Below are 11,286 nucleotides of genomic sequence, written 5' to 3'. Positions count from 1 at the left end.
CAATCGGCGCGATACACCACCGGTGAAGATCACCTTACGCGCGATGCGCGGGGCCCGGACTACCGTTGGCTACCAACGTACGGACGAAGGCGCCGTTTCGATGGTTACTTTCGGTCGTCGCGCAATTGCGCGGCCCGGCCATCTTCTTCGAGCTTCCTGCGCAGAACGAGGAGCGCGAAGTGGATGTGCTCCGACATCAAGTTCTCCGCGCGCTGGGCCTCACGCTTAGCGATCGCATCTAGGATCCGATGGTGATCGTCGTGGGAGCGCGCGATGACCTGATAATCTTCCCAAATGAAAACCCGGTCTGACGCCATCGGAACGTTGTGACACTGCCGCACGAAACTGCTGACGAAGGGGTTCTCACAGGTCTGGATTATGGTCTCGTGAAAATCGACGTTCATACGGCGATAGGGGATCAGATCGTGTGGATCTAGAACACCCTTCGAAAGAATACGATCACCTTCGGCAACGCATTCGCGCAGCCGGTCGAGCACCTCCACTGAGGCGCCCTGCCTCGCTACGATGCCACACGCCAGCGCCTCCAGCCGCGCGCGCACCTCGAAAGCCGCGCTGATTTCGGCCGTTGAGAACGCCCTTACCGCGTAACCGCGGTTCGGTTCGTAGATGAGCAGTCCTTCCTTCGCGAGTTGCGCAAGCGCCTCACGCAGCGGCGTGCGTGAGACGCCAAGGGCTTCCGATAGCGGAATCTGCTGCAGCCGCGACCCTGACGGCACATCGCCCGACAGAATGCGCTCACGCAACAATTCAGTGACATCCGATGCGCTGGTCACGGGGCCTCATCCACATGCGAAGGTGAAGATTGGATAAAATATTGCCATTGTTGACATTAGCGCGCGACTACCCTTGGATTGTATCCAATCAAGGGACCAAGGAGTGAAACGCGTGAATGGTCAGGAGCGGCGCGCCGCCCTCGTGACGGGGGCGAGCGGCGGGATTGGTGCGGCCATTTGCCGAGCGCTGGCCGAAGACGGCCTGCGGGTGGTGGCTCTCGACCGCGGCCGGGATGCACTTGACGGCCTGCTGCCGCAACTCGCCGGCACCGGCCACATCGCCATTGTCGCCGACGTCTCGAACGAGACGCAGGTCAAGGCGGCGTTCGACCGCGCCCAGCATGCATTGGGCGATATCGCCGTCATGGTGACCGCGGCTGGCGTCCTGATGCTGCGGCCCGACGGCTCGCGCAATCTCGTCGCAGAGACGGACCTTGCCGAATGGCAGACGACGCAGGACGTCAACGCGACCGGGACGTTTCTGTGCTGCCGGGAATTCGCAAACCGCCTGCCCGCCTCCGTCGGCGGCGGACGCATCGTGACACTGTCGTCCGTTGCGGCCCAGCTCGGCGGCTACAGGTCCAGCGCGTCCTATATCGCCAGCAAATCCGCCGTGCTTGGTCTCACCAAGGTCTTGGCGCGCGAGCTTGCGCCGCGGACGGTCACCGTGAACTCGGTGGCGCCGGGGCTAATCGACGCGCCGATGCTGCGTCTGTCGCTCGATCCCGCCGACGACGAGAAGGCTTCGGCCCAGATTCCGCTGGGACGGCTCGGCACGCCCGACGATGTCGCGGCAGCCGTGCGCTTCCTGGTCTCGCCGGGCGCGTCCTACATCACCGGCGTCACCATCGACGTCAACGGCGGCTACAGGATGCAATAACGGGTTCAACAAAAAAGGGGAGGAACAAGAATGTCGATCAGAGCACCCGGCCGGCTAGCCGCACTGGCCGCCGCATGTTTTGCCGCCATGAGCCTGCCGGTAGCCAGCTTCGCGCAGGAACCAGGCATCACCGACAAGACCATCAAGATCGGCATGTTCGCACCGCTGTCGGGAGCGAACATGGCCTATGGCTTCGACGTCGCGAACGCGGCGCGGATGTATTACGACAAGATCAACAAGGACGGCGGCATCAACGGCCGCAAGATCGAGGTGGTCCTCGAAGATGACCGCTGCAATGCCAACGATCTGGTCGCCGCGGTGAAGAAGCTCGTCGAGCAGGACCAGGTGTTCTTGCTCAATGGCGGATCGTGCTCGGCCGCGGTCGTCGCCGCAAAGGACTATGTCGTCCGTTCCAAGATTCCGCTGATCATGCTGAACGCCTCGGGTGACGGGGCGCTCTATCCGCCGACCGACTACATCTTCGGCGCCTTCTCGATCTCGCAGTACGCGGTCGGAGGAGCGATCATCGATTTCGCGGCAAAAACCCTTGGCGCCAAGAAGATCGCCTACATCAACCACGACGACGCCTATGGCGTATGGAACCTGGAAGGATCGAAGGCCGACGCGGAAGCGCACAAGGTCGATCTGCTGGTCGAATCGATCAGCCCGACCATCACCGATGTCACCGCGCCGTTCTTCAAGCTTCGCGCCGCCAATCCGGACGCGATCGCGATCGTCACCTATGCGCGCCCCGCCGCCCTGCTGATCAAGAAGGCTTACGAGCTCGGCTTCAACAAGCCGATCATCCTGTCCGTCACCGGAACGGCCAACCTGTCGCAGCTCGCGGAGAATGTCGGTAGCAAGGACGCGCTGAATAACTTCTACGTGCAGGACGTCCTGGCCGACCTGCCTGGCGGACCGAAGATCAAATGGGTCTACGACATGTACAAGGCGGCCTACCCCGACCTTGCCGCCAAGCCGGACCACCCGCAGGCCTATATGCCCTACGGCATTCCCTCCGCGATGAGCATCGTCAACGCCCTCAAGGACGCCGGTCCGCAGCCGACGCGCGAAAAGGTGCTCGACGCCTTAAAGAAGCAGAACTTCGACAGCGGCGTGATGGCCGGGCCCGTCGTATTCGGCCCACAGGAGCGCGCTGCGAACAAGTCGACCATCTTCATCAAGTTCGACGGCACGAACCAGGTACTCCAGCCCGGCGTCTATACCAGCCGCTGGCAATTCAAGGGCTGAACCGCTCGAGGCCGCGCTCTATCCGCGCTGCCTCGCATCCTCTTCCCCAACCCGGTTCTCGAACGGCGCATTCATGGATTTGCAACTCGCCCTCCTTTTCCTGCAACAGGGCGTCGCCTCCGGCCTCGTCGTCGGCAGCGTCTACGCGCTGCTGGCGCTCGCGATCGTCATCATCTTCAGGACGTCCGAGGTGCCGAACTTCGCGCAAGGCGAGATGCTGATGGCGGCAGGCTATGTCGCGCTCTATTTGCTCGTGTTTCGCGCGGTGCCGGCCTGGGCGGCGATCCCGATGACCATCGTCGTCGCGTTCGCCGGAGCGGCGTTGTTCCGCCGCGTCGTCCTCGCCCAGGTCGCCCATGCGAGCGGTAGCCCAGTCAACCTCGTGATTGCGACGCTCGGTCTCTCCTATGTGCTGAAGGGCCTCGTGCGCCAGACCGGCTTTGGCGACACGCCGCGCTCGTTTCCCGCACTGGTCTCGACCGATTCACTGATGATCGGACAGGCGAGCGTGACCCGGCTCGATCTCGTGATTCTGGGCACCGCAATCGCCGTCATGGCGGCCTTCTTCTGGATGTTCGGCTACACCAAGCTCGGCCGCGCCATGCGCTCGGTCGGCATGAATCCCAAAGCGGCTCAGCTCGTCGGGGTCAATCTCAACCGGATCCACACGATCATCTGGGGCCTGTCAGGCGCGATCTCGGCGATCGCGGCGCTGCTGATTTCACCCAAGCTGCTGATGACGGCGGACATGGGCACGGTCGTAACGCTCGGCTTCGCGGCCGCGATCGTCGGCGGTTTCGCCAGCCTGCCCGGCGCCGTGGTCGGCGGCTTCATCATCGGCATCGTCGAGCAGTTGGTCGGGCTGTTCGTATCGTCGCGCGCCATCACGCTCGCTCCGTTCCTTGCCATCATGCTGGTGCTGATCCTGCGGCCTCAAGGCCTTTTCGGCGGCCGCATCGTGATCAAGAAGGTCTGAGCCGCCATGCGCATCATCGGCCTTCTCGTGGCGTTAGCGGGCTTGATCGTGCTGCCGATGGTTTCCAGCGGTTATGTCATCTACCTCGCCAATCTGCTGCTCACCTTCACCGTGCTCTGTCTCGGAATGCACATCGTCATCGGCGAAGCCGGCCAGTTCTCGCTCGCGCAGGCGGCCTTCTACGGTATCGGCATCTACACCAGCGGTCTTGCCAACGCCGCCTTCGGCTGGCCGTTCCCCTTGTCGGTCCTCGCATCGGGTCTCGTCGCCGCGCTGGTGGGGCTGTGTATCGGGACGCTCGCGCTGAGAATGCGCGACATCTACCTGGCGCTCGCCACCTTTGCATTCGGCGAGGCCATGCAATGGGTGTTCCTGAGCTGGACGCCGGTCACTGGCGGGCCGAACGGCCTGCGTATTCCACCGGCCAGCCTGTTTGGTTTCGAGATCATCAGCGACAGACAGGCCTACCCCGTCGTGCTCGCCATCACCTTGCTGATGATCTGGGCGACGGTCGTGATTGCACGATCGCGGCTCGGGCGCGCCTTCCGGGCCGTGCGCGAGTCCGAGGTCGCCGCACTTGCGATGGGCGTGCCGGTCCGGACCACCAAGCTCGCAGCCTTCGCACTCTCAGCCTTCTTCGCGGGCGTGGCCGGCGCCATGTTCGCGATCTATTCGACCTACATCCATCCTGATAGCCTCGGCTTCCAAACCACCATCCTGGTGCTCACCATGGTGGTCGTCGGCGGGCTCGGCTCCTTCTCCGGCGCGATCGGCGGCGCGATCGTCTTCGGCCTGATCTCCGAGCTGCTGCGCCAGGCCCCTTCCTACCAGGAGATCATCTACGGACTGATCCTCATCGTCTTCATGATGTTTGCACCGCGCGGCCTGTTCGCATTCGTCGGCGACAATTTGAAGAGGTTCGCCCGTGCCTGACGCCCTGCTCAAGGTCGAGAATGTCACCGTCCGGTTCGGCGGACTTGTCGCGGTCAGTGATTTCAGCCTCGACGTCGCGCAGGGGACCATCCATGCGCTGATCGGCCCCAACGGCGCCGGAAAGTCGACCACCTTCAACTGCATTTCCCGCTTCTATCAGCCGACCTCCGGCCGGGTCGTGTTCGACGGTACCGACATCACCCGGGCACCAGCCTCCGAGATGGCCCGCCGCGGCATCGCACGCTCGTTTCAGAATCTCGAGCTCTTCAACGAACTGACCGTGCTCGAGAACGTCATGATCGGCGCGCACGTCCATTGTGGCGGTTCGTTGCGGGACTGGCTCCAGGCAAAGCCGCCGGCGGTGATGCGCCACATCGAGAGCGTCATCGAACGCACCGGCCTTGGCCCCTATCGCGAGCACAAGGCCAGGAATCTCGACTTCGGCCATCAGAAACTGCTCGAGCTGGCGCGCGCGCTTGCGATCCGGCCACGTCTCCTGCTGCTCGACGAGCCGGCCGCGGGCCTCCGCAATCGAGAAATCACGTCCCTCGACCGCCTACTCACCGACCTCGTCAGGACGGACGGGCTCACCATTCTGATCGTCGAGCACGTCATGCAGCTCGTGATGTCGATCTCGGATCGGGTCACGGTGCTCAACTTCGGCACCAAGATCGCCGAGGGGACACCGCAGGAGGTGCGCAACGATCCGGCGGTGATCGAAGCCTATCTCGGCAAGGAGGCTGCCCATGGCTGACCTGCTCGAAGTCAAAGCCGTTTCGGCCGCCTACGGGCGCATCCAGGCCCTGAGCAATGTCAACCTCAAAATGAGCGTCGGTTCGATCGTGGCCCTGCTCGGTGGCAACGGGGCCGGTAAGACCACGACGCTCAATACTATTTCGCGGCTGGTGCCGCTGAAGAGCGGCTCCATCCGCTTTGAAGGCCAGCCGCTCAACCGGCTGCAATCCCATCACGTGGTCAAGGCCGGGATCTCCCAGGTGCCGGAAGGCCGCGAGGTTTTCCGCGACATGAGCGTGCGCGAGAACCTCGACATGGGCGCCTATGGCCGCAGCGATCCCGCGGGCGTCCGCAGCGATCTCGATCACGTCTTCGCCTACTTCCCGGTGCTTCGCGAACGGCTGAAGCAGAAGGCGGGCACGCTGTCCGGAGGCGAGCAGCAAATGCTGCTGATCGCCCGCGCGTTGATGGCACGGCCGCGGCTGCTCCTGCTCGATGAGCCCTCACTCGGCCTGTCGCCCGTGCTGGTGCAGAAAATCTTCGACATCATCGCCAGGTTGCACGCCGACGGCCTCAGCATCCTCCTGGTCGAACAGAACGCGGCGGTCGCGCTGGCCGCTTCGCAATATGCCTACGTCCTCGAAAACGGCGAGATCGTGCTCGAAGGCGCATCCGGTGCGTTGCGCCAGAACGAAGCGATCAAGCGCACTTATCTCGGGAGCTGATCATGGCCTCTCGACCCGGACGCCTCGCCGGCAAGGCTTATCTCATAACCGGAGCCGCACGCGGGATCGGTGAGGCCGTCGCTCATCAGCTCGCCGGCGAGGGTGCGGACATCGCGGCAGCTGATCTCGACCCGGCAGGCCTGTCGGCGTTGCAGGCTTCACTGCAGTCCGCAGGCGCCCGGGTGGTCGTTCAGGCCTTCGACACGCGTGACGCAGGCGCGACCAGCGCTTTCGTCGCGGATGCCGTACGACAACTCGGCCGGCTAGACGGCGCCATCCCTTGCGCAGGTATCGCCCGTGCTGCAGCCGCGGAAACGATGGACGACAAGACGTTCTCTGACGTGCTCGACATCAATTTGAAGGGCGTCTTCTACACCTGCCGCGCCGTCGGCGAGGTGCTGCTCGCGCAAGGTCACGGCGCGATCGTTACCATCGCCTCCATCACCGCCAAGGGCGGTCAGCCGGGCCGGGCCAACTACGCGGCGTCGAAATGGGGACTGGTCGGCCTCACCAAAACGCTGGCGGTGGAATGGGGCCATCGCGGCGTGCGCGTGAATGCGGTGGCGCCAAACGGCGTCGACACGCCGATGATCCGCGACGGCATTCCCGCCGCCTTTCTCAACGACGTCATGCTGGATCGCACGCCGCACGGCCGGCTGGCGCAACCAGCCGAGATCGCGTCGGCCATCGCGTTCCTGCTCAGCGACGAAGCTTCCTACGTCAATGGCGCCGTGCTCGAAGTCGACGGCGGACTCACCGCCGGCTTCCTGACCCACCGCCACGGGGCCGATTTCGCGCGTGCCGACGCCAATTCAAGAAACATGGAGAAGACACCATGACAGATCCTTCAACCCAGCCACCACTTGCACTCGTGACCGGCGGCGGGCGCGGCATCGGCAAGGCGATCGCAGCCCGACTGGCCCGGGACGTATTCGAGGTCCTCGTTGTCGACCTCGATCGCGCGGCGGCCGAAGCCTGCGCCGCCGAAATATCCACGGCCAATGTGACGTCACGCGCAGCCGCCGTCGATCTGCGTCAGCACGATGCGGTCACATCGCTGATTGCAGGGGAACGTCCACTGTCAGCCCTCGTCAACAATGCCGGCATCTTCGACGAGCGCCCGTTCTTCGATCTCACGGCGGAGGACTTCCGTCGCATGTACGAGATCAACCTCATCGCTCTCTTCAGCCTATCCCAGGCGGCCGCCGCGCGCATGCAGTCCGGCGCCAAGATCGTCAACATCGCCTCCCGCGCCTTTCTCGGCGCACGCAACCATGCCCACTACGTGGCCTCGAAGGCCGCCGTCGTCGGCTTGACCCGCGCAACCGCGATGGAACTGGCGCCGCGCGGCATCCTGGTCAACGCCATAGCGCCCGGACTGATCGACACGCCGCTTCTGGCGGCGCTCACACCCGAACGCCTGGCGGCGCAGCTCGCCCTTCAGCCGACCGGAAAGGCTGGACGGCCGCAGGATATCGCCAACGCCGTCTCCTTCCTTGCCTCGCCGCGCATGGATTTCATCACCGGTCAGGTCCTGCTGGTCGACGGCGGCAAATCGCTTGGCGGTGGCCTTGGAATCTAGACATGTCAGCAGCTCAGTTTTCGCCTGGTTTCGATGAAGAGCACGACGTCGTGGTCGTCGGCTCCGGCGCCGGCGGAATGGCCGCGGCCCTCACCGCGGCGCATCACGGCCTCGACGTTCTCGTCGTTGAGAAGACCGACAGCATCGGCGGCAGCACGGCGGTGTCCGGCGGAGCGGTCTGGATTCCCATGAATCCGCACAGTCGCGAGGTCGGGGTCGACGACAGCCGGGAGGCGGTGCTCAACTATCTCCAGGCCATCCTTGGCAATCGCATGCGTCGCGACATGATCGACGCCTTTCTCGACGCCGGCCCGCGCATGGTCAGCTTCATGGAGAGCAACACCGCCCTGCGCTTCATCCCACGCGCCCTGTCACCCGACTACCAGTCGAACCTGGAGGGAGCATCGAGCGGCGGCCGCACCATCGACCCAGCTCCGTTCGATGGCCGCGAGCTCGGCGAGCATTTCAATATGCTGCGGAATCCGATCGCCGAATTCCTGGTGTTTGGCGGCATGATGGTCGGGCGGAAGGACATCGACAGCCTGCTCGGCATCCGATCCTCCCGGGCCAATTTTCGCGACTCCACAAAGCTGCTGCTGCGCTACGGCCTCGACCGCCTGCGCTACCCACGCGGCACAAGACTGCTCATGGGCAACGCGCTCGCGGCGCGGCTGCTGAAATCCGCACTCGATCGAAAGATCCCACTGCGGACGGGAACGGCCGCAACCAGGCTGTTGCTGGACGGGCCGCGTGTCATTGGGCTCGAAGTCGAGCGCGATGGACACGTCTTGCGCATCGGAGCGCGACGGGGCGTGGTGCTCGCGACCGGCGGCTTTCCCGCGAACGCCGCGATGCGGGCCGGCATGCTGCCACATGCCGATCAGCATTATTCGATGGCCCCGATCGGCAACAGCGGCGACGGCCTCAAACTCGGACGCGAGGCCGGCGCATCGATCGAGACGGACAATGTCGGCAACGCGTTCTGGACGCCGGTCTCGGTCATGCGCGACCGTGACGGCCGCGAGATCCGCTTCCCCCATCTCATCCTCGACCGCCAGAAGCCGGGTGTGATCGCCGTCAACCAGGCCGGCCGGCGCTTCGTCAACGAAGCAACCTCGTATCACGAGTTCGTCGAGGCCATGCATCGCGCTCACGAGAGCGAGCCGACGATCCCGGCCTATCTCGTCTGCGACGCCAGCTTCCTGCGCACTTACGGTCTCGGCCTGGTGCGGCCGGCCGCACGTTCGCTTTCGCGCTTCCTCGACAGCGGCTATCTCGTTGCCGCCAACACGGTGGACGAGCTGGCACGCAAGCTCGGCCTCGATGCAGCCAATCTTGCCGGGAGTATCGCCCAGATGAACAATGCCGCTGCCAGCGGCAACGATCCCGCATTCGGCAAAGGCAGCACCGCCTATAACCGCTATCTCGGCGATCCCGCGCACAAGCCAAACCCGTGCCTCGGGCCGATCGAGACACCGCCGTTCTACGCGGTGCGCGTGTTCCCCGGCGACATCGGGACGGCCGCCGGTCTGAAGACAGATGCAAAGGCCCGTGTGCTGGACAACGATCGCCGTCCCATTCCGGGGCTGTTCGCATCCGGCAACGACATGAACTCGATCATGGCCGGCGCCTATCCGGGTGCCGGGATCACACTCGGCCCAGCTTTGACCTTCGGTTACATCGCCGGGCTTGAACTCGCCAACGCAAAACAAGATGAGGCGTAGCCATGAAGATTTATTATTCGCCCTTTTCGCCGTACGTCCGCAAGGTGCTAGTCACAGCGCACGAGATTGGCCTTGCCGACCGCATCGAGCGGCTTCCCAGCGCAGCGCATCCGATCAACCGCGATCAGACCATCATCGCGCATAACCCGCTAGGCCAAGTGCCGACCATGCTGCTGGATGACGGGACCGCCCTCGCTGACAGCCGCGTTATCTGCGAATATCTCAATGACCTCGCCGGCGGAAAACTGTTTCCGAAGTCGCAGGCGCAACGTTGGCGAGCGCTGGGCGATCAGAGCACTGCCGACGGCATTCTGGCCGCCGCGCTGCTCTCGCGCTACGAGCTTGCGGTCCGTCCTCCCGAGAAGCTCTGGCAGCCCTGGCTCGATGGCCAGTTGGACAAGGTCGAAACCTCGATTTCCGCGATTGAGAAGGCTGCCCCCACGTTCGGCGAGCGCGTCGACATCGGCACAATCAGCTTCGCTTGCGCCTTCGGCTATCTTGATCTGCGCTTCCCCGATTTCGGCTGGCGCTCGCGCCATCCGAAATGCGCCGCATGGCTCGCCAGCTTCGAGGTGCGGCCGTCGATGCAGGCGACGCGGCACCCGGTTGCTTGAGCTTGCGGCTAGTCTCACTCGGAGCCTAGACCAACAGAGAATCCGCTCTAGCAACGCAATTGCATCGGGGGATTGTGGTGCGCTCGGAGGGCGTTCGGATTTTGCGCGATCTCAATAGGTTAGAGGCGAGAAACGAACTGAGGTGCATTTCGCGCACCAAAGTGCCTTTTGGCCGAACCGCTGAAGACGAGCCCTGCCCTATGCGAGGTCAGGTCAGACCCACCGCTCATAACGGTCTGGTTGCAGGTTCGAGTCCTGCCAGACCCACCAAGATTATTCTTGGACGCCATGAAAGCTTGGACTCGTGCCACCCAGGCTGGACTCGGCGCCACATATGTCTGGACTGGAGCAGCGAATACCTTCCCTACCCAATGGTTAGAGCTGCCTGCCAGTAACAGTCTGGTTGCTGGTTCGAGTCCTGCTTCCTGCCCCGGCGTTCGAACTCTTTATCGGTTCGCATCAGCGCTGAATCGGATTCGCAAGAATTGACTCCTCGCCCTTCTGGTCCAGGAGGCCGTGAATCTTCGCCCGCCAAGTGGCGGTCCTCGAAAAGGCCACGGGGTCCAGTATTCCCGGATCACTGCGCGATTACCAAACCGCGGCCGGCTTGGCTGACCAGCATCGCTGAACAGGCCTATATCAATCCTTTCACCGTGGAGAGAGCGGTTCGATTTCGCTAGGGAGCGCCAAAGCTTCTAGTAATTTCAATGCATTAGCGTCGAAATTGGCTAACCCGGTTTTTGGGGTAGCCAAACTGTCCATTGCGATCTGCGCCAAACGCTTCTGACTCACCGCTTTCGTGTAGGTCTCGATCTCGGCGAGGTTGTCGTGGCCGGTGATTGCTTGGATCTGATGCGGGGTGCACCCACCGAGCGGCTGAAAGCACTAGAGAACGCGAAGCGACAAGCCCAACCCGGCAAGCTTCCAGTGATTACCACCTACTCGTGACCTTAGGCGATCGCGCGTTTAGCCTTACGCGTTATGCAAGAGCAAGCCGCGTGAGCCGATCAATGATATGCCGCTCTAACCCACGGGCGACTCGGACTGAAGGCCAAGAAATAGATGCCAGCAC

Annotated in this window: 11 protein-coding genes; 10 read left to right on the top strand and 1 reads right to left on the bottom strand. The window is 63.5% G+C overall.

Annotated features, from left to right (window positions below):
• Nucleotides 1-104: 104 nt before the first annotated feature.
• On the bottom strand, nt 105-794 hold the full coding sequence (locus tag HAP41_RS13370) for a GntR family transcriptional regulator (RefSeq protein WP_166101192.1): 690 nt from the start codon (nt 792-794) through the stop codon (nt 105-107).
• 103 nt (nt 795-897) lie between these two features.
• Between HAP41_RS13370 and HAP41_RS13365 the strand changes: the two genes are divergently transcribed.
• The 10 genes from HAP41_RS13365 to HAP41_RS13320 all read left to right on the top strand — a co-directional run bounded on the left by HAP41_RS13365 (nt 898) and on the right by HAP41_RS13320 (nt 10,214).
• Nucleotides 898-1,674 carry an SDR family NAD(P)-dependent oxidoreductase gene (locus tag HAP41_RS13365; RefSeq protein WP_166101196.1) on the top strand — a complete coding sequence of 259 codons (777 nt, stop codon included), beginning with the start codon at nt 898-900 and terminating at the stop codon, nt 1,672-1,674.
• Nucleotides 1,675-1,704: 30 nt separating this feature from the next.
• Entirely contained in the window at nt 1,705-2,925 is a 1,221-nt protein-coding gene (locus HAP41_RS13360) for an ABC transporter substrate-binding protein (RefSeq protein WP_166101199.1), read from the top strand.
• A gap of 73 nt (nt 2,926-2,998) precedes the next feature.
• The gene (locus HAP41_RS13355; protein WP_166101202.1) at nt 2,999-3,901 is read left to right on the top strand and encodes a branched-chain amino acid ABC transporter permease; all 903 of its coding nucleotides are present in this window, start codon (nt 2,999-3,001) and stop codon (nt 3,899-3,901) included.
• Between the two features lie 6 nt (nt 3,902-3,907).
• Nucleotides 3,908-4,834 carry a branched-chain amino acid ABC transporter permease gene (locus HAP41_RS13350; RefSeq protein ID WP_166101205.1) on the top strand — a complete coding sequence of 309 codons (927 nt, stop codon included), beginning with the start codon at nt 3,908-3,910 and terminating at the stop codon, nt 4,832-4,834.
• Nucleotides 4,827-5,588 (top strand): ABC transporter ATP-binding protein, encoded by a 762-nt coding sequence (locus HAP41_RS13345; protein WP_166101208.1) that lies wholly within the window; start codon nt 4,827-4,829, stop codon nt 5,586-5,588. The genes HAP41_RS13350 and HAP41_RS13345 overlap by 8 nt, the downstream gene beginning before the upstream one ends.
• The gene (locus HAP41_RS13340; protein WP_175618134.1) at nt 5,581-6,294 is read left to right on the top strand and encodes an ABC transporter ATP-binding protein; all 714 of its coding nucleotides are present in this window, start codon (nt 5,581-5,583) and stop codon (nt 6,292-6,294) included. Before HAP41_RS13345 ends, HAP41_RS13340 begins: the two co-directional genes overlap by 8 nt.
• 2 nt (nt 6,295-6,296) lie before the next feature.
• Entirely contained in the window at nt 6,297-7,133 is an 837-nt protein-coding gene (locus HAP41_RS13335) for an SDR family NAD(P)-dependent oxidoreductase (RefSeq protein ID WP_166101211.1), read from the top strand.
• Nucleotides 7,130-7,876: an SDR family NAD(P)-dependent oxidoreductase gene (locus HAP41_RS13330; RefSeq protein ID WP_166101216.1), complete on the top strand. Its 747-nt coding sequence runs from the start codon at nt 7,130-7,132 to the stop codon at nt 7,874-7,876. Before HAP41_RS13335 ends, HAP41_RS13330 begins: the two co-directional genes overlap by 4 nt.
• A gap of 2 nt (nt 7,877-7,878) precedes the next feature.
• Nucleotides 7,879-9,600 carry an FAD-dependent oxidoreductase gene (locus HAP41_RS13325; RefSeq protein WP_166101218.1) on the top strand — a complete coding sequence of 574 codons (1,722 nt, stop codon included), beginning with the start codon at nt 7,879-7,881 and terminating at the stop codon, nt 9,598-9,600.
• Nucleotides 9,601-9,602: 2 nt separating this feature from the next.
• Nucleotides 9,603-10,214, top strand: coding sequence for a glutathione S-transferase (locus HAP41_RS13320; RefSeq protein ID WP_166101223.1), 612 nt, complete (start codon nt 9,603-9,605; stop codon nt 10,212-10,214).
• Nucleotides 10,215-11,286 lie beyond the last annotated feature (1,072 nt).

It is taken from the genome of Bradyrhizobium barranii subsp. apii, assembly GCF_011516635.5.
GTDB lineage: Bacteria > Pseudomonadota > Alphaproteobacteria > Rhizobiales > Xanthobacteraceae > Bradyrhizobium > Bradyrhizobium barranii.
This window is presented reverse-complemented; position numbering and strand designations above follow the sequence as displayed.